At 60.3% G+C, this 25,243-nt stretch carries 24 protein-coding genes; 14 read left to right on the forward strand and 10 right to left on the reverse strand.

Features of this window, described 5'->3' with window-relative positions; translation table 11 throughout:
- Position 1: 1 nt before the first annotated feature.
- On the forward strand, positions 2-784 hold the full coding sequence (locus JWS10_RS12500; protein WP_299481576.1) for an ATP-binding cassette domain-containing protein: 783 nt from the start codon (positions 2-4) through the stop codon (positions 782-784).
- 9 nt (positions 785-793) lie between these two features.
- Here JWS10_RS12500 and JWS10_RS12505 read toward each other — a convergent pair whose 3' ends face one another.
- From JWS10_RS12505 to JWS10_RS12515, 3 genes are read right to left on the reverse strand one after another with little or no spacing between them, the layout of a single operon-like run.
- Positions 794-2,200, reverse strand: a complete 1,407-nt coding sequence (locus JWS10_RS12505; RefSeq protein WP_299507880.1) for an FAD/NAD(P)-binding protein — start codon at positions 2,198-2,200, stop codon at positions 794-796.
- Complete coding sequence (gene ssuD / locus JWS10_RS12510) at positions 2,197-3,342, reverse strand: FMNH2-dependent alkanesulfonate monooxygenase (RefSeq protein WP_366943539.1); 1,146 nt, start codon at positions 3,340-3,342, stop codon at positions 2,197-2,199. Before ssuD ends, JWS10_RS12505 begins: the two co-directional genes overlap by 4 nt.
- A 40-nt stretch (positions 3,343-3,382) precedes the next feature.
- On the reverse strand, positions 3,383-3,943 hold the full coding sequence (locus JWS10_RS12515; protein WP_299507884.1) for an NAD(P)H-dependent oxidoreductase: 561 nt from the start codon (positions 3,941-3,943) through the stop codon (positions 3,383-3,385).
- Between the two features lie 390 nt (positions 3,944-4,333).
- Here JWS10_RS12515 and JWS10_RS12520 point away from each other — a divergent pair, with 390 nt between their 5' ends.
- Positions 4,334-5,320 carry a Gfo/Idh/MocA family oxidoreductase gene (locus JWS10_RS12520; protein ID WP_299507886.1) on the forward strand — a complete coding sequence of 329 codons (987 nt, stop codon included), beginning with the start codon at positions 4,334-4,336 and terminating at the stop codon, positions 5,318-5,320.
- 273 nt (positions 5,321-5,593) lie between these two features.
- Here the strand turns inward: JWS10_RS12520 and JWS10_RS12525 are convergent, their stop codons facing one another.
- Positions 5,594-7,351, reverse strand: coding sequence for an alpha/beta fold hydrolase (locus tag JWS10_RS12525; RefSeq protein WP_299477415.1), 1,758 nt, complete (start codon positions 7,349-7,351; stop codon positions 5,594-5,596).
- A 166-nt stretch (positions 7,352-7,517) separates the two neighbouring features.
- Here JWS10_RS12525 and JWS10_RS12530 point away from each other — a divergent pair, with 166 nt between their 5' ends.
- Together JWS10_RS12530 and map are read left to right on the forward strand one after the other, a co-directional pair.
- Complete coding sequence (locus JWS10_RS12530) at positions 7,518-8,177, forward strand: glutathione S-transferase family protein (protein WP_299507887.1); 660 nt, start codon at positions 7,518-7,520, stop codon at positions 8,175-8,177.
- A 272-nt stretch (positions 8,178-8,449) separates the two neighbouring features.
- Positions 8,450-9,196 (forward strand): type I methionyl aminopeptidase, encoded by a 747-nt coding sequence (map, locus tag JWS10_RS12535; RefSeq protein WP_299507889.1) that lies wholly within the window; start codon positions 8,450-8,452, stop codon positions 9,194-9,196.
- A 288-nt stretch (positions 9,197-9,484) separates the two neighbouring features.
- On the opposite strand, the gene JWS10_RS12540 is transcribed toward map, so the two are convergent.
- On the reverse strand, positions 9,485-10,381 hold the full coding sequence (locus JWS10_RS12540) for an NAD(P)-dependent oxidoreductase (RefSeq protein ID WP_299507892.1): 897 nt from the start codon (positions 10,379-10,381) through the stop codon (positions 9,485-9,487).
- Positions 10,382-10,444: 63 nt separating this feature from the next.
- Between JWS10_RS12540 and JWS10_RS12545 the strand changes: the two genes are divergently transcribed.
- The 8 genes from JWS10_RS12545 to JWS10_RS12580 all read left to right on the forward strand — a co-directional run bounded on the left by JWS10_RS12545 (position 10,445) and on the right by JWS10_RS12580 (position 16,722).
- Complete coding sequence (locus tag JWS10_RS12545) at positions 10,445-10,693, forward strand: hypothetical protein (protein ID WP_299476343.1); 249 nt, start codon at positions 10,445-10,447, stop codon at positions 10,691-10,693.
- A complete protein-coding gene (locus JWS10_RS12550) occupies positions 10,690-11,064 on the forward strand; it encodes a type II toxin-antitoxin system death-on-curing family toxin (protein ID WP_299507895.1) in 375 nt (124 codons plus the stop codon). Before JWS10_RS12545 ends, JWS10_RS12550 begins: the two co-directional genes overlap by 4 nt.
- A gap of 85 nt (positions 11,065-11,149) precedes the next feature.
- Positions 11,150-13,105, forward strand: coding sequence for a DNA topoisomerase IV subunit B (parE, locus tag JWS10_RS12555; RefSeq protein WP_299507898.1), 1,956 nt, complete (start codon positions 11,150-11,152; stop codon positions 13,103-13,105).
- Complete coding sequence (locus JWS10_RS12560) at positions 13,102-13,749, forward strand: DUF2971 domain-containing protein (RefSeq protein WP_299507901.1); 648 nt, start codon at positions 13,102-13,104, stop codon at positions 13,747-13,749. The genes parE and JWS10_RS12560 overlap by 4 nt, the downstream gene beginning before the upstream one ends.
- 115 nt (positions 13,750-13,864) lie before the next feature.
- Positions 13,865-14,134, forward strand: coding sequence for a BrnT family toxin (locus JWS10_RS12565; protein ID WP_299507904.1), 270 nt, complete (start codon positions 13,865-13,867; stop codon positions 14,132-14,134).
- Positions 14,113-14,442 (forward strand): BrnA antitoxin family protein, encoded by a 330-nt coding sequence (locus tag JWS10_RS12570; protein ID WP_299507906.1) that lies wholly within the window; start codon positions 14,113-14,115, stop codon positions 14,440-14,442. Before JWS10_RS12565 ends, JWS10_RS12570 begins: the two co-directional genes overlap by 22 nt.
- Before the next feature lie 209 nt (positions 14,443-14,651).
- Positions 14,652-15,728, forward strand: coding sequence for an FAD-binding oxidoreductase (locus JWS10_RS12575; protein WP_299507909.1), 1,077 nt, complete (start codon positions 14,652-14,654; stop codon positions 15,726-15,728).
- 202 nt (positions 15,729-15,930) lie between these two features.
- On the forward strand, positions 15,931-16,722 hold the full coding sequence (locus JWS10_RS12580; protein WP_299475118.1) for a GH25 family lysozyme: 792 nt from the start codon (positions 15,931-15,933) through the stop codon (positions 16,720-16,722).
- Positions 16,723-17,030: 308 nt separating this feature from the next.
- Here JWS10_RS12580 and JWS10_RS12585 read toward each other — a convergent pair whose 3' ends face one another.
- The 5 genes from JWS10_RS12585 to JWS10_RS12605 form a co-directional block, all read right to left on the reverse strand.
- Positions 17,031-17,567: a dihydrofolate reductase family protein gene (locus JWS10_RS12585; protein ID WP_299507911.1), complete on the reverse strand. Its 537-nt coding sequence runs from the start codon at positions 17,565-17,567 to the stop codon at positions 17,031-17,033.
- Positions 17,568-18,078: 511 nt separating this feature from the next.
- A complete protein-coding gene (locus tag JWS10_RS12590; RefSeq protein WP_299507913.1) occupies positions 18,079-20,574 on the reverse strand; it encodes an FAD-dependent oxidoreductase in 2,496 nt (831 codons plus the stop codon).
- A 158-nt stretch (positions 20,575-20,732) separates the two neighbouring features.
- The gene (locus JWS10_RS12595) at positions 20,733-21,542 is read right to left on the reverse strand and encodes a metal ABC transporter permease (protein ID WP_299507915.1); all 810 of its coding nucleotides are present in this window, start codon (positions 21,540-21,542) and stop codon (positions 20,733-20,735) included.
- On the reverse strand, positions 21,535-22,308 hold the full coding sequence (locus JWS10_RS12600) for a metal ABC transporter ATP-binding protein (protein WP_299507917.1): 774 nt from the start codon (positions 22,306-22,308) through the stop codon (positions 21,535-21,537). The genes JWS10_RS12595 and JWS10_RS12600 overlap by 8 nt, the downstream gene beginning before the upstream one ends.
- On the reverse strand, positions 22,305-22,820 hold the full coding sequence (locus JWS10_RS12605; protein ID WP_299507919.1) for a Fur family transcriptional regulator: 516 nt from the start codon (positions 22,818-22,820) through the stop codon (positions 22,305-22,307). Before JWS10_RS12605 ends, JWS10_RS12600 begins: the two co-directional genes overlap by 4 nt.
- Before the next feature lie 66 nt (positions 22,821-22,886).
- On the opposite strand from JWS10_RS12605, the gene JWS10_RS12610 reads away from it, so the two are divergent.
- Both JWS10_RS12610 and JWS10_RS12615 read left to right on the forward strand, forming a co-directional pair.
- A complete protein-coding gene (locus JWS10_RS12610) occupies positions 22,887-23,813 on the forward strand; it encodes a zinc ABC transporter substrate-binding protein (RefSeq protein ID WP_299507921.1) in 927 nt (308 codons plus the stop codon).
- A gap of 280 nt (positions 23,814-24,093) precedes the next feature.
- Positions 24,094-25,243, forward strand: a 1,150-nt coding sequence (locus JWS10_RS12615; protein ID WP_299507923.1) for an MFS transporter, incomplete at its 3' end; no start/stop codon positions are given.

The following is a 25,243-nucleotide window of genomic DNA, read 5'->3' on the forward strand; positions in this document are numbered from 1 at the left end:
GATGCCAAAGCCCCAGTTACGCAGCGTTGACAGCGCCCCAATCTCGGCCCCGCCCGCCTTCAGCTTCCAAAGCGTCAGTCGGCACTTCGGTGAAAAGTCGGTGCTGTCCAACATCGACCTGACCGTGCCGCAAGGCCAGTTCGTCGCGATCATCGGCAAAAGCGGTTGCGGCAAAAGCACCCTGCTGCGCCTGCTCGCTGGGCTTGATCAGCCCGACGGCGGCCAGATCACCCGCGCTCCGGTGCAGCCCGGCCAATCCAGCATTCGCATCATGTTCCAAGAACCCCGCCTGCTGCCTTGGGCGCGCGTGGTCGATAACGTCGCTGTTGGTCTGACCGGGCTTGCGAGCCGCAGTGAAGCCAAAGCCCGCGCGCATGATCTACTAGAGAAAGTCGGGCTGTCGGACCGCGATGGCGAATGGCCCTCGGTTCTGTCCGGCGGTCAACGCCAACGCGTAGCCCTCGCCCGCGCATTGATCGGTCAGCCGAGCGTGCTGGCGCTGGACGAACCGCTCGGCGCGCTTGATGCGCTGACCCGAATTGAAATGCAGCATTTGCTAAGCCGCATCTGGCAGACCCAAGGCTTCACCGCCGTTCTGGTGACGCATGACGTGGCCGAAGCGGTGATCTTAGCCGACCGGGTTATCGTGCTGGATGCTGGCAAAGTAGCACTTGATCTGGCAATTCCGCTGCCGAGACCGCGCCGCCACGGCCATCCCGATCTCGCGGTCTACGAGCAGAAAATCCTCGCGCAACTGTTCGGTGAAGACGGCGCGCAGGCGTAACTGCCGCCGCTACTGCGCCGCCACCAACTTCCGCCGCGCCGCGACCTGCACCGCCACTTCCCGCGCGATGTGTTCCGCCCAAGTGATCACCTCGGGCACCCCCATCAGCTCACCCACCGTCGCCCGCGCCAATGGCCCCGCCACCAGCAGCGTCCCATCCGGCTCACCAGACAGCGGCACCGCTTGGCCGTTGGCTGCGGTCATCAATCCCAACCCCAGCGCATCAGGCTGCAACAGGCCCAGCGCCGCCAGATCGCCCAGCGCGGGCGTCGCCGCAATCACCCCGCCATGCGCAGGCCCGGTTGCCAAAATCACCCGGTCCACCACCAGCCCAAACCGCGTCGCACTGCCACGCGCTTGCAACACCAGCTTCACCGAAGCCCCCGGCGCAACCGAGAAAATCCGCGCGCCCAGACTGATCAGCCGCCCCGACCGCTGCATCTGCTGATTGGCCTCGTAAGTCTGCGGCGCAATCCGAAACCGGTGCACGTCCCACAAGCTGCGCAAATGCCGCAAAAACCGCCGCCGCTCGACCGCTGGCAAAGCCGCCCAAATCGCGGGCCCCTGCGCGCGCAGCCGATCAAACACCGCGTGCCAGGTCAGCCCCAAAGCCGCATCCCGCGCCAAAGCCATTCGCACGCGGCGCAGCAACCCCAACGCCGTCCGCGCCGGAGCTTGCCCAAAATCCGCCGCAGTTTCCGCCTGCGCAGGCCCATGCGGCTGCGAGCGCAACCCATGCCGTGACAAAGCCGTGATCTGTCCGCGATGCCCGCGCTTGTGCAATGACGCGACAATATCCGCCGAGGTCAGCCCATTGCCGACGATCAACACCCGCTCGTCAGGTGTAACCCCAGCCAGCGCACCTGTCGCATAGGGGTCCGCAATCAACGCCGTATCGCCCGCAAGCCCCGCCAATTCGCGCGGCAATGCGGGGTTCGGATGCGTCGCCGCCAGCACCACGATATCGGCCATCACCCGGCCCCCATCCGACAACCCCAGCGCATATCTACCCGGCCGACCCACCGCAATCACCCGCGCCTGCACATGCCGCAGCCGCCCCGCCGCCAGCAGCGGAGCCAACTGCGCCGCGACATAATCGCCAAACACTGCCCTCGGTGCGTAAATCTCACCCGAAAGTCGCGCCGAGTTCGCGGGCAAAGTCGGAGCCTCCGCCGAATGTAGCCAAGCTCTGAAATCTTCCGGCCGATCTGACCGCAATGTCATCTTCTGATCCGGCACGTTCAGCCGATGATCGGGGTCGGGCGTCGCATAAGCCACGCCACGCCCCAAAGCCGCGCGCGGCTCGATCACCACCACGTCCACTTCGGCCAAACCTGCGAGGTGATAAGCCACCGCCGCCCCAGACAAACCGCCACCGATGATGGCGACGGTTAACGGGGAATGGCTTTTGCTCATTGCGCCGCCTGCATCTTCGGTTTGTGATCGCCCGCGATGGTTTCGCCGAAAGGCCCGGTGTTCACCACCAAATCGCGGCGCGGCAACGGATGCGCAAGCGGCAATTTCGGCAGCACGAGCTCGCCAAAGCTATAGGCTTCCTCCAGATGCGGATAGCCCGAGAAGATGAAGCTATCGACGCCAATGCGGCGATATTCGTCAATCCGCTCTGCCACGGTATCGGCATCGCCAACCAAAGCCGTCCCTGCCCCGCCGCGCACCAGACCAACGCCCGCCCACAGGTTCGGGCTGATCTCCAGCTTGTCGCGCCGCCCACCATGCAGCGCCGTCATCCGCGCCTGACCCACCGAATCCATCCGCGCAAACACCTTCTGCGCCTCGGCAATGGTGTGATCGTCAAGCTTGCTGATCAGCTTGTCAGCCGCCGCCCAAGCCTCGGCGCTGGTTTCGCGCACGATCACATGCAGCCGGATGCCAAACGACACCTCGCGCCCTTCCGCCTCGGCATGACGCCGCATCACAGCGATCTTTTCCGCCACCTGTGCCGGAGGCTCGCCCCATGTCAGGTATTTGTCGATATGCTTGGCCCCAACCTTGAAGCCCTCATCCGACGATCCGCCAAAATACAGAGGCGGATACGGCTTTTGCGCTGGCGGATAGATCAGCCGCCCGTCCGCGATTTGGAAATGCTTGCCAGTATGCTCCACCGTCTCACCACGCAGCAACGCGCGATAAATTCCCAGAAACTCATCGGTGATCTCATACCGCTCACTATGCGGCAGGTTGATGCCATCGCCCTTATTCTCGGCAGGATCGCCGCCCGTCACGATGTTGATCAACAACCGCCCGCCCGAAATCCGGTCCAGTGTCGCCGTCATCCGCGCAGCCAAAGTCGGAGATTGCAATCCGGGCCGCACCGCCACCAGAAACCGCAGCCGCTCGGTCTGTGGCACCAAGGCCGAGGCTACAACCCAACTGTCCTCGCAACTGCGCCCGGTCGGCAGCAGCACGCCGTAAAACCCAAGGGAGTCCGCCGCCTTGGCCACCTGCGTCAGATACGCGAGGTCAACCTGCCGCGCGCCGTCCGAGGTGCCGAGATAACGGCTCTCGCCATGGGTCGGAATGAACCATAGCACGTTGATTTTGTCAGGAATTGTCATGTGAACTCGGTGATTTTGGGGTTTACGCGGCGGCCTCTGCGGAACGCAGCGACAGCGGAAAATGCAGATCAAACTGGGCCACGGCGCGCGCCAGACGCGCAATGGCAGCGGGCGCCGTCAATACGCCGTCGCTAAAGTCTTTGTCCGAAATATGCACAGCGGTGGGCAATGTATGCGCCTCAAAGAAGCCAAACAGCGGGCGCAATTGATGCTCTACCGCGAGCGCATGACGCTCACCGCCGCCAACTGCCGCGATCAACACGGGCTTACCAATCAGCGACAACGGATCAAGCAGGTCAATCAAATGCTTGAACAGCCCGGGATAACTCGCCTTGTAAATCGGCGTCGCAACGATCAGCGCATCCGCGCCAACAATCCGCGCAATCAAAGCCTGACCCGCCGCATCCAGATCAGCCAGACTGCGCGCTCGCCCCAATTGATCCCCGAAATCATTGATCTCGATGACCTCAGCCTCGGCGTGCAACCGTTCAGCCGCTAAGACCACAGCAGAGGCCACAAACGCCCGGGTTTTCGAAGGTGCAGTGATGTTGCCGGACAGCCCGACCAGTTTCAGCGTTGGCATAAGCAATTCCTCGACACGATTCCTAAACACGATTAATTTACTAGATTTTATCTCGCCTCTGCTCCATCGGCCATTTCAAAAAACGGCAAACTTTAGAATAATCTTCGCTAAAGACCGACCCTTACAGCGCCTTATCACTGTTTGGGCCGCTTTCCGCGTATCCTCGCAGCCGCGAGACGCGCTATAGACCGCGTGGCCTTTGTCAATTTCCATCCTCAGAGATCAACAAACTGCAACGCGAACCCACCCCTAAACAACTGCCATTGCGGCACACACAGTCCTCGCAACAATCGTTGCACGCATCGAATATTCTGCAATACTACGCCGCAATTCTCTCCGCCGCGCCTGACAAACCGGGGCTTACAGCAAACGCAAGACAAGGGACATTTTATGGCACAGAACATTCGCTGGGGCATTCTGGCTACTGGCTGGATCGCCGAGCTTTTCGTCAAGGATCTGCAACTGATCAACCGCAGCGTCACCGCCGTCGGCTCGCGCACGCTCGAGTCCGCCCAGCGCTTTGCCACCAAGTTTGGCATCCCCACCGCCCATGCCAGCTATGAGGCGCTCGCCGCCGATCCGAATGTCGATATCATCTACATCGCCACGCCGCACCCGCACCACCTTGCCGCCGCAAAACTGGCGCTAAACGCGGGCAAGCATATTCTGCTCGAAAAGCCCTTCACCATAAACGCCGTCGAGGCGCGTGAGATCACTGACCTCGCCCAGTCCAAAAAGCTCCTGGTGCTAGAGGCGATGTGGACGCGCTTTTTGCCGCACATGCGCCGCGTCCGTCAGATCATCGCCGACGGCACCATTGGCGAGGTGCGCTCGATCACCGCCGACCACCGCCAGAAATTGCCCGATGACCCGAAACACCGGCTAAACGATCTGGCGCTTGGCGGCGGCGCGCTGCTTGATCTTGGGATTTACCCGATTTCCTTCACTTGGGATATTCTGGGTAAGCCCGATACAATGCACGCCGCAGCGACCTTCCGCGACACTGGCGCCGATGCGCAAGTTGCCACGGTGTTCCACTATGCCTCGGGTGCGATTGCCACGACACTTTCCTCCTCTGGCAGCGCCGGGCCGAATCGTGCCTGTGTGGTTGGCACGAAAGGCCGCATCGAGATTGATCGCGTCTGGTATGAACCCACCAGTTTCCGGGTCTATAACAACGACAACACCGTGATTGAGACGTTTGACGAGCCTCGCCACGGTCGCGGCATGCAGTATCAGGCCGAAGAAGCCGAGGCGCTGATCACAGCCGGCCTGACAGAAAGCCCGCTGCTGACGCCGGCTCAAAGTGTGCAGATCATGCAAACCTTGGATGAACTGCGCGCCCAAATCGGCCTGAAATACCCAAGCGAGGCGTGAACCCGCAGCAAAACATGAAAAAACGGCGGCACCCCAGATGCCGCCGCTCTTACGTCAGGGGGAAAGGTCTTTGGTCTTAAAGGTTCCAGCTAGGCGCTTGTGAACATACATTCTGATAGCTGATGCTCGCTACGGTCCGCATACCCCGTTTGCGGTAGGCGGCTGAATATTTCGGTGGCCTGCGGGGGTCAATCTCCCCGCGCGCCTCCCCGCCGCCTTACCTTCGCGGCCTTACCTTCGCCGCCTTACGTTCGCAGCCTTACCTTCGCAGCCTTACCTTCGCGGCAAGAAACGCTCCAGCAATTCAAACACCCGTGGCCATTCCTTGAAAAACAGCAATTGCCCGGTGTTTGGCAAAAAGGTGATATCCAAATGGGTATACTCGGCCATCAACTCGCGGATGGTCTGCACCGGAGTCTGCGGGTCTTGGTCGCCTTGCAACAGCACCACCGGCACCTGCACCCGCTTCACCAAATGCGACCAATCCTTTTCCGAGCCGATACATTCGCGCGTAAAAGCTTCCGACGCCAAAATACGCTCTCCCAGACAGACTTCCGAGCCCGCCAGCATCGCCTCACGTATCTCTGGGTCGGCAAACGCCTCCATATCGGCGGGCGAGCCGCCATTGACCTGCGCGAAAAACTTCTCTTTGCCCAACCTCCGCGCCAGCGAGAACCCGGCCTTCACCAGAAACGGCAGGATTTTCGGCGCATAGCGGGCATTGGCAAGAATAAACCGCTGCCACTTATCCATCCGCTCGTACTGCGCCGCGGTGCGCAGAGGCAGCTGACACGCACAGCCCAAAATCCCCGTCACCATTTCGGGCCGCTCCAGACTCAAGCTCATCGCGAACCGCAAATCTGCACCCAGTGCGATCACCGCAGTCCGCTTCACGCCCAACTGCTCCAATACCGCGATGTAATCCGCCGTGACGCCCTCCAAATGGTCTACGCCTTTTGGATGCAGCTCGGTGCGCCCATAGCCCGCCCGCACCGGCACAATCACCCGAATCCCCATCCGCCTCGCCGCACGCTCCGCACTCGCAGGCCAGCGGATCAGACCGAAATCGAGATGCATGAACAAACATGGCGCACCCGAAGGATTGCCAAACTCGATCCACTCCAACCGCCGACCATCCGGGCCGCGCATCTGCTGAAACGACAGCGCCTCCAGCGTGCCCGCCTTCGCCAGCGCAACAGCGCCACCAGAGGGCAGAACCGCCACATCCATCAGCCCCAACACCACCCGCACCAGTTCCGATTGGCTGTGCGTCTCGGTCTTCGCCAAGATAGACCGCACTTGCGTCCGCACTGTCTCGGCCGACCGCCCGCGCGCCTCGGCAATATCCTTCACCGGCAAACCCAAAGTGATGCCGCGCACGATTTCAACCTCTGCCGCCGTCAGCCCGAACGCCTCTTGCACCGTCTCCTCGAACCGCTCCGGCCACACCAGTTCGGTTGACATCACCAGCGCCAACGGCTTCGGTCCAGGGCTTTCCACCGGCCCCACCCGCACGATCACCGGACTGCCGGTTTTCAGCGACCGCATCCGCAGCGTCATCACCTTTTCGGCCTTACCCGCCGCGACCTTGGCAATCACCCCGCGCAACAACTCGATATCTTCCACCTCGAACGGCAGATCGCTCAGCCGCGCACCAGCGCCCAAGCCAAACGCCACCGCCGCTGGCCGATTATGCCCCGCCAGCACCGCGCCACCATCGCTTAAAAACGCTGCCGAGCGCGGAATATCCTCCAGCACCGAGCGATACGCGCCATCCTGTCGCGTCGCCTCAAACCGATCCAGAAAAACCGAGGCCCGCGCCATATGCGCTTCCATCTCCGGGTCGTCCAACTGCACCGGATCATCTCCCGAGCCAGACCGCAAAGGCCCGATCCGCCCCTCCCAGACATCGACCAGATCTTCCAGCCGGATAGGGTCGAGCGCAACCTCGTAGAGCCGATCAACGATCTCGGCTCTAGCTTCGCGCGAAGGGGTCAGCGCGGCCTCAACTCGGGACTTTGGCTCGGACATGCCCTATGTGGTGGCGCAAGGTTGACCTTGGGGCAAGTAAAATCCATTTGCGGCACCGCAGGAAACACGCGAAATCTTGCGTTCTGCCGATTGCCCCCGCCCGCCCCTTCCGGTCGCTGTCAACTTTGCCTAAGAATGATCCGAACAATTCTGAAAGGGCTCCCCGATGATCACGCTATACGGAGTTTACCGCTCTCGCGCCTCGCGCCCGCTGTGGCTTTTGACCGAACTCGACCTGCCGTTCACCCATGTCCCGGTGATCCAAGGCTACAGATTGCCCGATCCCAAAGCCCCCGACGCAGCCCTGAACACCACCAGTGCAAGCTATCTTGCGGTCAATCCGCAAGGCCAGATTCCCGCTTATGAGGAAGACGGTCTTGTGCTGACCGAAAGCCTCGCGATCACCCTGCATATCGCACGCTGCCACGGCGGCCCGCTTGGCCCGCAATCCAACGCCGAGTCGGCTCTGATGGAGCAATGGTCGCTGTTCGCCGCCACCTCGATCGAAACCCCCGCGCTGGAAATCCAGTACATCATCGGCGACGGCGGCGACAAAACCCCCGAGGGTCAGGCAAGCATCGCGGTCAATGTTGAGAAACTGCGCCGCCCGCTCGCGCGGATGCAGGCGCATCTTGAGCATAATCAGTGGCTTGTCGGCGATCGCTTCACCGCCGCCGACATCAACACCGCCGAGGTCGTGCGCTATGCGCAAGGCCACCCCACCCTGCTCGCCGAGTTTCCGGCGGTGAACGCATGGCTAGACCGCTGCCAATCCCGCCCCGCCTTCAAAGCCATGTGGGCCGCTCGGTTGGCAGAACCGGCATAACCCTCACCACACAGGGCAGCGCCTGTCCGCCGGGTGGGCGCTGCAACACAAGTTCTGCACGCTTTATTCCTCGGCCAATCCCCCAGAACTTCTAAGCGATACGTAACAAAGCGCCTGCCCGATGGGGCGGTCAGGCGCTGCCCGGCGGCGCAAGCGCCTTGATTCCGGGCAGTAGAAGCGATGCCTGAAATGTCAAAATGCCGAGCACCCCAAGACAATCCTTCAAACCAATGCTAAAGCCACGCCAACCCCCTCATCTTGGACCCAAACCCATGACCATCACCCACCAAGATGAACTCGACGCCCTGAAGGCCATAGGTCGCATCGTCGCCAACACCATGCACGCGATGGCGAAAGCGATGGAGCCCGGCATGACCACGCAAGAACTCGACGACATCGGCCGCAGCCTGCTCGACCAAGCCGAGGCCACTTCCGCCCCCGAAGCCACCTATAACTTTCCCGGCACCACCTGCATCAGCGTCAACGAAGAAATCGCCCACGGCATCCCCGGCCCCCGCATCCTCGCCGCCGGAGATCTGGTAAACATTGACGTCTCTGCCTCCAAAAATGGCTTCTTCGCCGATACCGGAGCCACCTTTCGGCATGGCCAAGTCAAACCCCTGCTTGACCAACTTTGCCGGGACGGCAAACGCGCCATGCAGATCGGCATCGCCGAAGTCAGCCACGGCAAATCGCTGGCGGGCATCGGCAATGCTGTCGGCCGCCTCGCCAATCAGCGCGGCTACAGCCTGATCCGCAACCTCGCCAGCCACGGCATCGGGCGCGCTTTGCACGAATACCCCGAAGAAATCCCCACTTGGCCCAGCCGCGACAAACGCCGCATCCACCGCGGCCTCGTGCTCACGGTAGAGCCGTTTCTGTCCACTGGTGGCCTCTGGGCCAACCAAGGCCGTGACGGCTGGACGCTTTACAGCGAGCCCGCCGCCCCCGTCGTGCAATATGAACATACCGTTGTCGCCACCGACAAAGGCCCGATCATCGTGACGCTGCCGGGTTGATCGGGTGCCTGTGGGGCGAGGTTCTGCCTCGTCCCCAGCTGTTCCAAGCCCCACTCGGTAAGCCGCCCCTGTTAAGTGAGAAGCCTCAAGCAGCGCCCGCCCGAAGCGGCGGACAGGCGCTGCCCGGCGGCGCACGCGCCTTACTTCCGGGCTGGGCGCGCTGCTTGAGATGTTGCAAAACCGCGTTCAGCCGCATTGCCAAAGACGCTTAACAACTTCCTACCTGACTCGATTAACCACCTGAAATAAAACAAGAACTTGCCCCGTCCGCGCGTGGGCACATCCCGCTCACACCGTCGGATCATCCACGTAATTCCGCCAATTATGCTGCTCCTTGAACCCCAGTACCTCACGCACCTTCCGGTTCGACAACAAACTCTCATGCGCCCCAATCGGACGGCTCAATGGCACGTTCGGGAAGAACCGAGCCAGCAATTCCTGATTGCTCTGGCAAACCGAATTGGTGTCATTGGTGGCGTTGAACACCTGAAATCCCAAGCCATCCTTGCGCAAAGCCAGATCAACGATCTGCCCCAAATCCCGCGCATCTATATAGCTGAACGTGTTGCGCCGCCGCTGCCCCGGAGCAGCAAAAAACCCCGGAAACCGAGCGCGATATTCGTGCGGCTCAATCACATTGCCAATCCGCAGCGCATAAATATCGTTGCCAAACCGCCGCTGAAAACTCCGCGCCGTGGCCTCATTGACCTTCTTTGACATGCCGTAGCTGTCCATCGGATCAATGTCGTAATCCTCCTCCAGCGGCAAAACCTTCGGGTCCACAATGCCGTTTGAGAAACAAACCCCGTACGTCGTCTCGGAACTCGCAATGATCGCCTTGGGGATACCCAGCTTACAAGCCGCCTCCAGCACATTATACGTGCCCATCACATTGACCCGGTACGTCTCATTTTCGGCCTGCAACAGCAGCGCAGGCACGGCGGCAAAATGCACCACCGCGTCAAAACCGGGCGCGGCCCCGGCGTCCAACTCCGCCTCATCCATATGCGCGGCCATCGCAGTATACATCTGCCCCGCGTCACAAATATCCGCGTTCAAATCCGCCACACCCGGATGCTTCAACGGCACCCGATCCACGTTCAACACCTTGTGCCCCTGCGCCGCGAGATACGCCACCGTATGCCGCCCCGCCTTGCCCGACCCGCCCGTAAACAACACCCGCATCGCATCCTCCTTGCATTTTGTACATTTCAGTGTATATTTCACCGCACATCACAGGAGCCAGCCATGACCCGTCTCGCCACACCCCAGATCTGCACCATGACCGAACTCCGCGAGCCGCAAAAGGTCTTCGACCGCGCCGGCGGCCAACCTGTCGCCATCCTGAAGAACTCGGCATTGGTGGGATATCTGGTGCCCGCAGAGGCTGTCGGCAAGGCCGACCACCGTGAAGCAACGATGGAAGAAGTGTTAGATAGCCTGAATCGCCGCCGCGCCATCAACCAGCCCGTGCTCGATTACCTGAAAGACAAATGACCCTCCGTCTGCATTCCCCCGAACTGGTCGAGGCCATCCATGACGCCGTGCTAAACCCCGGCGAGTTGCAGGGTCGTGCGCTCAACAAGGCTCTCGAAGGTGCTTTGGCCCGCGTCGACAACCGCCTTGCTTATGGCATGATCGACGATGCCTTTGCTCTCGCCGCCGCCTATGCAATCGCCATTTCCCAAGGCCATTGCTTCAACGACGCCAATAAACGCACCGCTCACCAAAGCATGGATGTCTGCCTCGACCTCAACGGCGTCCAAATCACCTGGACCGCCCTCGAAATCGGCCCCGTCATCATCCGCGCCGCCCAAGGCATGCTTGACGAAGGTGAACTCGCCCACTGGCTGCGCACCCACATCTAACCGCCACACCCCCACATCTTGCGCGCCCTCCCCCGCATCTGATCTAATGCTCGCAACAAGCCGCATAACAAGAATCGAGCACGCATTGGCCAACGATCTCCTCTCCAGCACGCCCGACACCTACGACGCCTCCTCGATTGAGGTGTTGGAGCCGCTAGAGGCCGTCCGCCTCCGCCCCGGCATGTATATCGGCGGCATCGATGAGCGCGCCTACCACCACCTCGCCGCCGAGATCATCGACAACTCGATGGATGAAGCCGTCGCAGGCCACGCCAACCGCATCGAAGTCGAACTCCACGCCGACGGCTCCCTCACCGTGCGCGACAATGGCCGCGGCATCCCGATTGATCCGCACCCGAAATTCCCCGACAAATCCGCGCTCGAAGTGATCTTCTGCACCCTGCACTCGGGCGGCAAATTCAACGGCAAAGCCTACGAGACCTCGGGCGGCCTGCACGGCGTCGGCTCCTCGGTGGTCAACGCGCTGTCCGATCACCTCTATGTCGAAGTCGCCAAAAACAAAGAGCTCTACGCCCAATCCTTCTCACGCGGCAAACCCCAAGGCCCGATCGCCAAAATCGGCGCAGCCCCCAACCGCCGCGGCACCTCCGTCACCTTCCACCCCGACGCGCAAATCTTCGGCTCGCACCACTTCCGCCCGTCGCGCCTGCTCCGCATGGTCCGCTCCAAAGCCTACCTGTTCTCCGGCGTCGAAATCCGCTGGAAATCCGCCATCCCCGACGGTGACACGCCGATGGAGGCCAGCTTCCACTTCCCCGGCGGCCTCGCCGACTATCTGTCCGATACGCTAGAGAAAACAACCACCTACGCCGACCGCCCCTTCGCGGGCAAAGTCTCATTCCAAGAAAAGTTCCAAGTCCCCGGCTCGGTCGAATGGGCGATTAACTGGTCGCCAGTGCGCGACGGCTTCCTGCAATCTTATTGCAACACAGTGCCCACCCCAGAAGGTGGCACCCACGAGTTTGGCTTTTGGAGTGCGATCTTAAAAGGCATTCGTGCTTACGGTGATCTCACCAAAAACCGCAAAGCCGAATTGATCACCCGTGACGATATGCTCGCCGGGGGCTGCGCCTTAATATCGGTGTTCATCCGTGAACCGCAATTCGTCGGCCAAACCAAAGACCGTTTGGCGACCGAAGAAGCCACCCGCTATGTTGAACTCGCCGTGCGCGATCACTTTGATAACTGGCTCGCCAACGACAGCAAATCCGCCGGCGCGATCATGGATTTCTTGGTGCTACGCGCCGAAGAACGCCTGAAGCGTCGGCAAGAGAAAGAAACCCAGCGCAAGACTGCCACTAAAAAGCTGCGCCTGCCGGGTAAACTCACCGATTGCTCATCAAAAACCCGCGACAATACCGAATTGTTCATCGTCGAAGGCGATAGCGCAGGTGGCTCGGCGAAGGGAGCACGCGACCGCGAAACTCAAGCCATCATGCCACTAAAGGGTAAAATCCTCAACGTGCTGGGGGCTGCCTCCGGTAAACTCAACGATAATTCCGAAATCCGCGACATTTGTGAGGCGCTTGGTGTGCAAATGGGCAGCCGCTTCAAAGTCGATGACCTGCGCTACGATAAAATCGTCATAATGACCGACGCCGACGTTGACGGCGCGCATATCGCCAGCCTGCTGATGACCTTCTTCTTCACCCAGATGCGCCCGCTGATCGACAAAGGCCATCTCTATCTCGCCTGCCCGCCGCTGTATCGCCTAACCCAAGGCGCACGGCGGCTGTATGTGGCGGATGATGCCGAGAAAGAAATCTGGCTTGCTAAGGGTCTGGGCGTCAAAGGTAAAATTGACGTGCAACGCTTCAAAGGCTTGGGCGAGATGGACGCCAAAGACCTGAAAGACACCACCATGAACCCCAAAACCCGCAAACTAATCCGCGTCACGATTGACGAGGAAGCACCGGGCGAAACCGGGGATTTGGTCGAGCGTCTGATGGGGAAGAAACCGGAGTTGCGGTTCCAGTATATTCAGGAAAACGCTCGGTTTGTGGAGGAGTTGGATGTTTGAGGGGATATAAATTCCTTAGCCTCGAATTCGGTGAACGAGTTCTAAGGGAGAAAAGACTAAAGGTCTCAAGCCTACTGAGTCTCAACGATCCCTTTGACTGCCGTGCAACTAAGTTTCCTACGCGTGAAGATCGTATAATTTGGTCCAAATACATTGAACATGCCTCCAAAGAAAGCGGCATAGTTTGTTTCAGCAAATCGTGGGAAAATCCTGTAATTTGGTCACATTACGCAGAGAATGCTCAAGGCGTTGCGTTAGGCTTTGACCTGCCCGACGCAGGATTGATGGAAGTGGAATATAGACCTGATCTTATCATTTCTCGAGGTTGGAATGAATTAGACAAGCAAGCTAAGATTGACCTCTCAATGCTGGCCTTTCGAAGGAAGTATGAACATTGGCAATACGAAGATGAAGTTCGTTATGTAATCAAGTTTAGAGGCGCCGTTGATGGCAATGGCCTGCAATTTATTGACTTTGGAAATGACCTTGTCCTAAAAGAAGTTGTATTTGGACCTTTGTTTCCAGGCAAATATGCAAAAAAATTTCGCAGCTTATCTGATAACTATGTAAAATATACCACAACTCGAATTGCATTTAACACATTCACGGTTACTGAACAAAAGAATAAGCGCAAACAACTATAGAAATGGACGATGCTGCGCGCGATAGGCGCAACGCGACACCACCCCCCCTTCACCCTTCCTTAACCATCCCTCCCCTATCCTCACCCTTGCATTTCCCCTTAATGTATGTATATAAATGTGGGACTGGGACGAGCTAAAGCGCCAAGCCAACCTCGCCAAGCATGGCGTGGATTTTGCTGTCATAGCTGGCTTCGACTGGCAGACGGCGGAGATCTGGGTGGATGAGCGTTTTAACTATGGCGAGGAACGCAAAGCGGCACTTGGGATGATTGGCGAGCGGTTGTATTTCATCGCTTACACCGACCGTAGTGCGACCCGGCGGTTGATCAGCCTGCGCAAGGCGAATGAAAGGGAACGGCAACGATGGAACACGCCCGCAAAGTAAGGCCGTATGTGGCCCCGCTGACGCCCGAGGAAGACGCCGCGATCACCGCCGCCGCGCTGTCTGATCCCGACGCACAGCCCTTGACCGATGAAGAACTCGCAAAATTTCGTCCCGTCTGGGCCTTCCCCGAACTCGTCGCCGACCTGCAAAAGCATGGCTACCTTGGCCGCCCGCCCCTACCGCCCGAGGAACGCAAGCAGCGCGTCACGCTCTACCTTGACCCCGACGTGCTGGCGAGCCTGAAGCAAGGCGGCAAAGGCTGGCAGACCCGCGCCAACGCCGCTTTGCGCAAGGCATTGGGTCTTTAGACAAGTCCACTCCATCACCGCCAAACCTTAAAAAATCCTTAAGGCACCCCCACTAACCCATTGAAAATTAACGGCCAGCACCCTTGTCCACACGTGGCCCATCCTAACCCCGCCCGCGCCTAAACGCCTCCGCCACCAAAAAACCACCCCGACCCCCCTTGCATTCCCCCCAAGCTTGCCGACCAATCGCCTGAAACCGAGGGGCGAATATGCACACAGATTTCCTGATCATCGGCGGCGGCATCGCAGGCGTTTCCGCCGCGGCCCGCCTGTCACAACACGGCAAAGTCACCCTGCTCGAGGCTGAATCCAACCTCGCGCATCACGCCTCTGGCCGCTCGGCAGCCCTATATGAACCCCGCTACGGCCTCGCCCCAGTTGTTGAGCTGTCCCTCGCCTCAGGCGATTTCTTCCGCGCGCTACCAAACGTGCTCTCGCCGCGCGGCATCATGATTCTCGGTCGCCCCGGTGAGGATGCCAATTTCGCGCATGACATCGACGTCATGCACCTCCCCGAGGTCAGCTTCGACGCGGCCCGCGCCCTCGTCCCCATCCTGAACCCCGAAACCGTTGCCCGCGTAGCCATCGCCGATCACGCATGGGACATCGACACCGACCTCTTGCTGCAGACCTTCGCCCGCGAAGCCCGCAACAACGGTGCCGAGTTCCACCAAAACGCCCGGGCCACCGCCATCAGCAAAACCGCCAAAGGCTGGCGCGTCACCACCGACACCGAAACCTTCGAGGCGAGCATTCTGGTCAACGCTTCCGGCGCTTGGGTCGATCAAACAGCCTTAATGGCGGGCATCAGCCCCCTAGGGTTCCAACCCAACCGCCGCTCAATGGCCCGCATCCCCGCCCCCGGCGGCCACGATGTCACAAACTGGCCGATGATGTTTGGCTGCGGGGAGACGTGGTATGCCAAACCCGACGCAGGCGCGCTCATCGTCTCTCCCGCCGAGGAACACCCGATGGACCCGCACGACGCTTGGGCCGACGATATGGTGCTGGCCGAGGGCTTGGCGCGCTACGAGGAATGCGTCACCGAACCCGTCACCAAACTGCTGTCAAACTGGGCCGGCCTGCGCACTTTCAGCCCCGACCGCGTGCTGGTGATCGGCCCCGACCCCACCGACCCCACGTTCTTCTGGCTCGCAGGCCAAGGCGGCTACGGGTTTCAGTCGAGCCCCGCCGCCAGCCAACTCGCAGCCGACCTGATCACCAACACCCCGCCCAACGCCAGCGCCGCCCTAGTCGCCGCCCTCTCCCCCGCCCGCTTCAGCTAACCCCCACAACACGCCGCCTCGGCGAAAGCCGGGGCCTCGACCCCACAAACACAACGGACAAATCCAGCTGCAAGCGCCCGGAAGGCGTGAAACTGGCCTTCCAACCCTTCCCGTGCACGACCGCCCCACCTTACGGGGATTCCCGCCGACGCGCGCATTTATCCCTACTGACAAACCCCTCAGGCTCTGGCATTTTGCGCCGATGCGCTACACCCTTGCCCTTCTGCTGCTCATCACCCTCGCCGCTTGCGGTGGCGGTCGTCGTGAAATCCACGAGTCCACCAGTTCACCCACGGCTGCCCCCAGCCGCGCCAATTTCGGCGATGCCAACCCGCAAGACTTTGGCCGCGTCAGCCCGCAAAGTCACCGCGTCCACGGCATTGACGTCTCAAAGTTCCAGCCCTCGATAGATTGGCCAACCGCCCGGGCCAACGGCGTCAGCTTTGCCTTCATCAAGGCCACCGAGGGCGGCGATCAGTCCGACCCATTGTTTGATCAACATTGGAGCGGCGCCGCCCGCGCAGGCATCCCCCGCGGCGCATACCATTTCTACTACCACTGCCGCCCCGCGATTGAGCAAGCCCGCTGGTTCATCGCGCATGTGCCGCGCAGCACCGCAGCCCTGCCGCCGGTGCTCGATATGGAATGGACACCCACTTCGCCAACCTGCCGCGTGCGCAACAGCCCTGAACATATCCGCGCCGAAGCGCAGATTTTTATAAGTGCGCTGCGATCGCATTACGGAAAACGCCCTATCCTCTACACCGCCATCGACTTCTTTGAGGACAACCAGATGTGGCAAGTCCAAGGTGCTGATTTCTGGCTGCGCTCGGTCAAAGCCCATCCGCAAGACCTGTATGCCGGCCACAGCTGGACGTTCTGGCAATACAGCGGCACCGGCCAAGTCCCCGGCATACCCGGCAAAACCGATTTGAACGCCTTCGCAGGCAGCACTCGTGACTGGGACGCATGGCTGGCCGCAAACCACAGCTGACACAACACGTCACCGAGCGATCGACACGACGATAGCCGCCGACTAGCTTCACCTTCACACCCCAAACAATTTAACTAAAATTTGCGCTTCTCTCACTCAATTTCACCTGTTCCTAAATATCCCACGGGTGCGTAGAAGTTTGCTTCGAAGGAGCGAACAAACTTCGGAGCGGGGGTGTGAAACCCCGGCGGCCAGCCCAAAAATCAAGAGGCGGCAGGATCACCATACTGCACGCATCCACTACGCCTGCAGCGCCAAGCCAACGCCCTGCCCGATCGCGGACCTGCGATTAACCTAAGCCATCGCCGTCAGACAGGAACATAAGCCAGCCTCATCACGTCGCCGTCGATGCAATCGCTGCCGATTAGACGCAGCGGCGGCCGGGCGGCTGCGAAAAAAGGCGTGCCATGACCCAGCACCACCGGATGCAGGTAAATCCGATACTCATCGATCAAGCCTAACTCTGTAAGGCTGCGCGCCAGATGTGGTCCGCCAACTTCAATCTCGCCCTCGACCTCAGCTTTAAGCCGACGGATTTCCGCTTCAAAATCATCGCCAAGCAGTTTGGCGTTTGGCCCGACGGTTTGCAAAGCCTTTGACACCACCCATTTTGGTGTGTCGCGCCACGCTACGGCAAATTCGCGCTGTGCCGCAGTCCAGTCAGGCTGGCCGTCATCCCAATACCGCATCGCCTCGTAGAGGCGGCGGCCATAAAGGCTGCCAACGAGGCCGCGCGTCTGCTCAATAAACTTGCGAAACAGCGTCGGGCTGGGCGCAGATGGGAAGCGATCATGATCGACATAGCCATCCAGCGACTGGTTCATGCCAAAGAAAAACTTCGCCATCAGCGGCCTCGCGTTGATCGGCGGCGCTTGAAGATCGCCGCGTGCATTGGTGCACAGATTAAAGTAGCAGCCAACTCAACGCAAAAACCACCACAGTTTTTACAACCCGTTCTGCGTGAGCGCGAGGCTGCCATCACGCTGGAATTTGCCAACCTGTTCTTTGAGTTGGTTCCGCCCGACGAACGCCACCTCGTTGGCATTGCCGCCAACCACGGCTTTAGCCGTCTAGGACTTCCCCATTCGACCCTGCAACACCGTTACGACTCCACTCCACACCCTACAACGTCAACAATTTGCCTAAAATTTTCCCCACCTCACCAAGCACCCCTCCACCCAATTTCATCTATTCATAAATATCCCACGGGGTCCGGGGTGTGAAACCCCGGCGGCCAACCCAAAAAACCAAGGGCGGCAGGATCTCTCCCACCGCCCCCAACCCTTAACAACCGATGAACAACCCCGCTAACCCCCTGATTTCTCAAAGATCTACAACGTGTCCACACGTGAACAATCAGCCGTCCACCCTTATCCGCGCATTGCTCGGATCAAACGGTGAATCCTCAACCACCACCGCATCCCAGAGCTCAAGGTTCATCCGAACCTTCAGCTTAGTGCCGACTTCCGCGAGATCAGGCCGCACATAACCCATCCCGATCTGCTTGCCAAAAGCCACCGAATAGCCGCCCGAAGTCAACCGCCCGATCTTCACGCCATCTAGCAACAGCGCCTCTTTACCCCAAGGATCGGTATCGCTCGGCCCATCAATCAGCAACGTGCAGCATTTGGAGCGGATACCCACATCCAGCATCGCCTGCTTGCCTTGGAAATCCTTCTTCAGATCAACAAACCGATCCAAAGCCGCCTCTAATGGCGTCGCATCCCGGCCCAGTTCATTGCCGAACGCCCGGTAAGATTTCTCCTGACGCAACCAGTTCTGCGCCCGAGCCCCCACCAGTTTCATGCCATGCTTCGCCCCAGCAGCAATCAACTGATCCCACAAATAGCGCTGCATCTCGATCGGATGGTGCAATTCCCAGCCCAATTCGCCAGTATACGCTACCCGGATCGCATTGACCGGACACATCCCGAGTTCAATCCGCCGCGCCGACAGCCACGGGAAACGCTTGTTCGACAGCGCGGTTTCCGGGTTCTCGTCCTTGATCAGCTCCGCCAAAATCTTCCGCGCATTCGGCCCCGCCAGCGCGAACACCCCCCATTGCGTCGTCACATCGTGGATTTCGATATAGCCAAACTCCGGCGCCTTATCTTCCGCACATTTGCGCAAGAAATCCGCGTCATACGCCGTCCAAGCGCCCGCCGAGACGAGGTAATAATCATCCTCACCGTTCCGCACGATGGTATATTCCGTCCGCGTCGTCCCCGAAGGCGTCAGCGCGTAGGTCAGGTTGATCCGCCCCACTTTCGGCAAAGCGTTGCAGGTGAACCAATCGAGGAAAGCCGTCGCCCCAGGTCCTTTCACCACATGCTTGGTGAACGCCGTCGCATCAATAAGACCCGCCGTTTCGCGAATAGCCTTTGCTTCCTCGACCGCATATTGCCACCAAGCCCCGCGCCGAAAGCTGCGCGATTTGTGGTCAAAATCCTCTGGAGCATCCAGCGGACCATAATAAATCGGCCGCTCCCAACCGTTCACCTGCCCAAACTGCGCGCCCAAAGCCTTCTGGCGATCATAGACCGGAGCAGTCCGCAACGGACGGCACGCCTCACGCTCTTCATCCGGGTGGTGCAGCACGAAGACGTGGTCATAGCATTCCTCGTTCTTCCGCGCCGCATATTCCGTCGTGATCCACGACCCATACCGCCGCGGATCGAGCGAAGCCATGTCGATCTCGGCCTCACCATTCACCATCAACTGCGCGAGGTAATAGCCCGTGCCGCCCGCCGCCGTGATGCCAAAGCTAAACCCTTCCGCGATCCACATATTCCGCAGTCCCGGCACCGGACCGACCAGCGGGTTGCCGTCGGGAGTATAGCAGATCGGGCCGTTGAAATCGTCCTTCAACCCAACCACTTCCGAGGACGGCAAGCGGTGGATCATCGCCATATATTCCGCCTCGATCCGCTCCAAATCCAGCGGGAACAAATCGGCGCGGAAGCTATCCGGCACCGAATATTCAAACCGCGCCGGCGCACCCTTTTCATACGGCCCGAGAATCCAGCCGCCACGTTCTTCGCGCACATACCACTTCGCATCGGCATCGCGCAGAACCGGGTGCTCGGGGTTCGTCTTGCGGTATTCGACCAACATCGGATCAGGCTCGGTCACGATGAACTGATGTTCCACCGGAATAGCCGGGATCTTCACGCCCAACAGCCGCGCCGTGCGCTGCGCATGGTTGCCGGTCGCCGTCACCACATGCTCGGCCCTAATCTCAAACTTGTCGTCCGAGGCGATCAGATTGCCACCCTGCTCAACCATCCGGGTGCAGGATACGATCCACTCGCTGCCGGTCCACTTATACCCGTCAACCTGCACCTTACGCTCAATCGTCACGCCATGCTGACGCGCACCTTTGGCCATCGCTTGTGTCACATCCGCCGGGTTAATATAGCCATCTTGCCGGTGATACAGCGCCCCAACCAGATCGTCGGTGCGCAGCAACGGCCAACGCTCTTTCATCTGCGCCGGGGTCATAAATTCATGGTAAACCCCCGCCGTCTCGGCAACGGAGGAATAGAGCTTATACTCATCCATCCGCTCCTCATTCTGCGCCATCCGCAAGTTGCCAACCACGGCGAAGCCAGCGTTCAGCCCGGTTTCAGCCTCCAGCGATTTATAAAAATCTACCGAATATTTATGAATATGCGTCGTCGCATAGCCCATGTTGAACAAAGGCAGCAGCCCCGCCGCGTGCCAAGTCGAGCCTGACGTCAGCTCGTCGCGCTCCACCAGCATGGTATCCCATCCGGCCTTCGCCAGATGATAGGCAATGCCATTGCCGACCGCACCACCGCCAACAACCAGCGCCTTGACATGAGTCTTCATAAAGTCTCTCCGAATGGGATTTGCACCCATATGTGCCGCAAGCCGCCCCATACGAGCAAGGGCAGCCGACGTATCCCGGATAAAAACGACATGAGTGGCAGAAAGCGGCATCGCTTGCGCCCAACGGCGACGATTTTCGCTGGAAATTGTGGCCCCGCTTAGCCCCGCCGCATCCGCCCAAACACCGCCGCCAGCGCAAAAATCACCGTCGCAGCCGAGACAATCGACGGCCCCGCAGGCGTGTCTTGCCACAGCGACAGCCGCAGCCCGACCAAACACGCCAGCGCGCCAAAGCCCGTCGCATAAGCCGCCATCGACTCAGGATTGCGCGCCAACCCCCGCGCGGCCGCCGCTGGAATAATGAGCATCGCCGCAATCAACAAAGCACCGACGATCTTCAGCGCCACCGCCACCACAAGCGCGAGGGCCAGCGTCAACACCAGCCGCTCCCGATCCGGGTTCAGCCCCGAAGCATGGGCCAAATCCTCATTCAGCGTCGCCGTCAGCAACGCTTGCCAACGCCAAACCAGCAGCGCCACCACCAGTAGCGACCCCGCCCAGATAAACCCCAGATCGGCCTTAGACACCGCCAAAATATCGCCGAACAGATAAGTCGATAAATCCGCCCGCACCCCCGGCACATAGGAAATCGCCACCAATCCAAACGCGAGCGCAGAATGTGCCAGCACACCGAGCGTGGTATCCACTGCCCAACCCCGCGCCGCCAAAGTCGAAACCGTCCCCGCCATCGCCATCGCCACAATTAGCGTACCAACGCCAATCGGCAGCTGCAAAGCCAGCGCCAAAGCCACGCCGAGAATTGCCGCATGGCTGGTTGCGTCACCAAAATAAGCCATCCGCCGCCACACCACGAACGACCCCAGCGGCCCGGTCGCCAGCGCCAATCCCACGCCCGCCAAAGCCGCCCGCACCAGAAAATCGTCGAGTCCCAGCAGGTTATCAAGCATGATTATGTCCGTGATGCGGGTCCGTTGGCGCGCGACCGTGGGCATCGACCAAGTCCGGCTCGTGGCTGTGGTCGTGTTGGTGCTGATACAAAGCCAGCGCCCCCTGCGAGCCCAGCCCAAACAAAGCCCGATATTCCGGCGCATTCGACACCACGACAGGCGAGCCCTGACAGCAAATATGCCCGTTCAAGCAAATCACCCGATCCGACGCCGCCATCACCACATGCAGATCGTGCGAAACCATCAAAATTGCCGCGCCGGTTTCCCGCCGCACTTCCTCGATCAGCCGATAAAACCCCGCCTCACCGGGCTGATCCAAGCCTTGCGTCGGCTCGTCCAAAATCAGCAGTTGCGGAGCCGACAACAACGCCCGCGCCAACAGCACCCGCTGAAACTGCCCGCCCGAAAGCCCCGCCATCTGCCGCGACTCTAACCCCGGCAAACCCACCCGCGCCAACGCATCCGTCGCCTCGGCATCGCCTACCCGCACCGGCAGCGACAAAAACCGCCGCACCGTCATCGGCATCGAACGATCAATGCTCAGCTTCTGCGGCACATAGCCCAGCCGCAACCCCGGCATGCGGGTTATATTCCCCGAGGCGAGCGGCAAAATCCCCAACAACGCCCGCAAAAGCGTCGATTTCCCAGAGCCATTCGGCCCAAGTATCGTCACGATCTCGCCCGGCTCTATCGCCAAAGACACGTCCGACAGCACCGCCTCATTGCCGAACCGCACCGTGATTCCATGCGCCGAAAGCAAACTCATGCCGCCACCTGACAGCTCGGGCAAAGCCCCAAAGCCTCAATGGTGCTCCGCTCAATCACAAACCCACTCTGCTCCGCAGCCTCTCCCAAAGCCGCCGTAACAGGCGCTGCCGGAGCCTCCGCCACCACATTGCACCCCCGGCAAATCAGGAAAACAGGCTGATGCGCCTCACCCGGATGCATACAAGCCGCAAAGGCATTCAGCCGCCGAATACGATGCGCAAGCCCTTGTTCCTCAAGGAAATCCAATGCCCGATAGGCGACAGGCGGCTGGTTGGCAAACCCGTCCGCCACAAGTCTTGTCAGCACATCATATGCTCCCAAAGCCCGATGCTCCTCCAGCAGAATCTCCAGCACACGGCGGCGCACCGGAGTCATCCGCAGCCCCTTCTCCGCCACCATAACCTCGGCCCGCGCCAAAGCATCCGTGCTGCAATGCGCGTGGTCATGCGCGGCGAAAGCCAGATCAGGCACCTCGCACCCGGGGCAAGCCTCAGAATGATGATGCGCCATGCGGCCCCCTTGACACGTTATAATATAACATTCATACCGCCCCTCATCGCCAAATGAAAGACCGTAATGATGCGTTATATCATATCACTCGCCCTTTCCAGCCTGCCGACGCTTGCCCTCGCCGAAGTCCCCAACGTGGTCACCGATATCCCCCCCGTCCACGCCCTTGTATCGCAAGTGATGGGGGACCTCGGCACGCCGGCATTGCTGCTGGAAAAAGGCGCTGATGAGCATGATTTCCAACTCCGCCCCAGCCAGATGCAAAGCATCGCCGACGCCGATACGGTGATCTGGATCGGCCCCGAACTCACCCCATGGTTGAGCCGCGCGATGACCGATAGTGAGGCCGTGTCGCTGCCGCTGCTGTATGCCAAAGCCACCCAAACCCAAGCCTATCCCGACGGTCAAGGCGAGGAAGAACCTCACGACGACGCCGATCACGCCAATTCAACCGAACACACCCACGCCCACGACGGCACCGATCCCCACGCTTGGATGAACCCCGCTAACGCCGCTATCTGGGTCGATCTGATCGCCGCCGATCTCGCCACCCTAGACCCCGACCACGCCACCACCTACACCGCCAACGCCGCCGCCGCCAAAGCCCGCATCACCACGATGGATGCCGAAATCACCGCTCAACTAACCGATATCAAACACAAACCCTTCGTCACCTTCCACGCCGCCTACGGCTATTTCGCCAGCCATTACGGCCTGCAACACCACGGATCGCTCGCCCTAGGCGATGCCACCACCCCCGGCGCTGCCAAACTCACCGAACTGCAAGGTCAACTCAAATCCGGCCAATACGCCTGCGCCTTCCCCGAGGTGCAACACGACCCCGCCATGCTCACCCAACTTATGCAAGGCACCGCCACCAAACTCGGAGCACCCCTCGACCCGGTCGGCTCCAGCCTCGCCTTCGGCCCCGACGCCTACGACACCCTGATGCGCAGCATCGCCAATGCACTGACCGCTTGCCTCAACGGCTAAACGCGCCGAGCCTTGACATAACTGCCGGGATACCACCGACATGTTCGATTTTCGCTACCATAAACGAGCCAAACCCCACGCACCCGGCTTTGAGGATTTGCTTCTGTCTAGGCCAACCCCAACAACCCCTGCGCGATGTCTTCCTATAAGGCCGCTCCAGTGGCGCTTCGCCGCGCCTAGGCCGCTAACGCTGAAACGATTGAAACAAAAGGTGCAGCCGTCGCCCCTTTCGCTTGGCCATACCACCGCCTAATCCTGTCAGCGCTAACGGGAGAGACAGATGCAACAGGCAAAGGCCGGACGCTGGGCCGTGGCGGCGATGTTCGCCACCAACGGTTTTATCATGGGCGCATGGGCACCCCAAATTCCGCTCCTGTTGACCCGTCACGGCATCAGCAACACCACCTTGGGGTTGTTGATCTTGGCGCTTGGCCTCGGAGCGGTCGGCGCAATGCTGTTTGCAGGCCGTCTGATCCAAACCCACGGTTCGCGCAGCATCGCCCGTGCCTTCGGCTTGGCCTGCGTTCCCACCTTGCCGCTGGTCGTGTTCGCGCCAAATCTCTGGCTGCTCGCCCCGGCGATGGCCCTGATGGGCGCAGTAATAGGCTGCATGGATGTAGCGATAAACGCCAACGCGATTGAGGTAGAGCGCCGTATGGGGCGCGCCATCATGTCCTCAAGCCACGGATTCTGGAGCCTTGGCGGCTTCACCGGCGGCCTCGCCGGCAGCTATGTCATCGCCTATTGGGGCGCTGAAACCCAAGCGATGATCGTCGCCGCAATCGCACTTGTGACCGTGCTGCTCGCCAGCCCTAATCTGCTCGCAGATGCCGTTCACGCAAGCGAAAGTAAGCCCGAACGACACGCCCTATTGCCCCGTGACGCCGGCCTATGGATCTTGGGCTTCATGGCGCTATTCTGCATGGTGCCGGAAGGCGCCGTGCTCGACTGGGCCGCAATTTATCTTGGGCGCGAGCTTGGCGCCGACCTGTTTCGCTCAGGACTCGGTTTCGCGGGATTTGCAGGTGCGATGGCGCTGATGCGCTTTGCAGGAGATCGCTTGCGCAACCGCTTTGGCGCCGTAAAAACTCTGCAAATTTCGGGGCTTATCTCTGCCGCTGGCCTGCTGGGCGGCGCGTTTGCCCCCAATGACATTACGGCCATCGCAAGCTTTACCTTCGCGGGTTTGGGTGTCGCCAATATGGTGCCGATCCTATTCTCGGCCGCAGGTAACCATCCCGGCATGGCTGCGGGTGCTGCAATTTCGACCGTCACAATGGTCGGCTATGCAGGCATCCTGGTCGCCCCCTCCAGCATCGGTTTCATCGCCGATCACATCGGCTTCCGCGCCACCTACGCAGCCTTAGCCGGAGTGCTGCTGGTGGTCACCGCTCTCGCCCCGCGCGTCAAAGCCGCCGATAACTTGACGC

It is taken from the genome of Cypionkella sp., from assembly GCF_028290025.1.
GTDB lineage: Bacteria > Pseudomonadota > Alphaproteobacteria > Rhodobacterales > Rhodobacteraceae > Cypionkella.

Bases quoted from the DNA above. Each gene is read 5' to 3' on its own strand.
- JWS10_RS12500 (WP_299481576.1), top strand. From the start codon at position 2: ATGCCAAAGCCCCAGTTACGCAGCGTTGACAGCGCCCCAATCTCGGCC.
- JWS10_RS12505 (WP_299507880.1), bottom strand. From the start codon at position 2,200: ATGAGCAAAAGCCATTCCCCGTTAACCGTCGCCATCATCGGTGGCGGT.
- JWS10_RS12515 (WP_299507884.1), bottom strand. From the start codon at position 3,943: ATGCCAACGCTGAAACTGGTCGGGCTGTCCGGCAACATCACTGCACCT.
- JWS10_RS12520 (WP_299507886.1), top strand. From the start codon at position 4,334: ATGGCACAGAACATTCGCTGGGGCATTCTGGCTACTGGCTGGATCGCC.
- JWS10_RS12525 (WP_299477415.1), bottom strand. From the start codon at position 7,351: ATGTCCGAGCCAAAGTCCCGAGTTGAGGCCGCGCTGACCCCTTCGCGC.
- JWS10_RS12530 (WP_299507887.1), top strand. From the start codon at position 7,518: ATGATCACGCTATACGGAGTTTACCGCTCTCGCGCCTCGCGCCCGCTG.
- map (WP_299507889.1), top strand. From the start codon at position 8,450: ATGACCATCACCCACCAAGATGAACTCGACGCCCTGAAGGCCATAGGT.
- JWS10_RS12540 (WP_299507892.1), bottom strand. From the start codon at position 10,381: ATGCGGGTGTTGTTTACGGGCGGGTCGGGCAAGGCGGGGCGGCATACG.
- JWS10_RS12545 (WP_299476343.1), top strand. From the start codon at position 10,445: ATGACCCGTCTCGCCACACCCCAGATCTGCACCATGACCGAACTCCGC.
- JWS10_RS12550 (WP_299507895.1), top strand. From the start codon at position 10,690: ATGACCCTCCGTCTGCATTCCCCCGAACTGGTCGAGGCCATCCATGAC.
- JWS10_RS12565 (WP_299507904.1), top strand. From the start codon at position 13,865: ATGTGGGACTGGGACGAGCTAAAGCGCCAAGCCAACCTCGCCAAGCAT.
- JWS10_RS12570 (WP_299507906.1), top strand. From the start codon at position 14,113: ATGGAACACGCCCGCAAAGTAAGGCCGTATGTGGCCCCGCTGACGCCC.
- JWS10_RS12575 (WP_299507909.1), top strand. From the start codon at position 14,652: ATGCACACAGATTTCCTGATCATCGGCGGCGGCATCGCAGGCGTTTCC.
- JWS10_RS12580 (WP_299475118.1), top strand. From the start codon at position 15,931: ATGCGCTACACCCTTGCCCTTCTGCTGCTCATCACCCTCGCCGCTTGC.
- JWS10_RS12585 (WP_299507911.1), bottom strand. From the start codon at position 17,567: ATGGCGAAGTTTTTCTTTGGCATGAACCAGTCGCTGGATGGCTATGTC.
- JWS10_RS12590 (WP_299507913.1), bottom strand. From the start codon at position 20,574: ATGAAGACTCATGTCAAGGCGCTGGTTGTTGGCGGTGGTGCGGTCGGC.
- JWS10_RS12595 (WP_299507915.1), bottom strand. From the start codon at position 21,542: ATGCTTGATAACCTGCTGGGACTCGACGATTTTCTGGTGCGGGCGGCT.
- JWS10_RS12600 (WP_299507917.1), bottom strand. From the start codon at position 22,308: ATGAGTTTGCTTTCGGCGCATGGAATCACGGTGCGGTTCGGCAATGAG.
- JWS10_RS12605 (WP_299507919.1), bottom strand. From the start codon at position 22,820: ATGGCGCATCATCATTCTGAGGCTTGCCCCGGGTGCGAGGTGCCTGAT.
- JWS10_RS12610 (WP_299507921.1), top strand. From the start codon at position 22,887: ATGATGCGTTATATCATATCACTCGCCCTTTCCAGCCTGCCGACGCTT.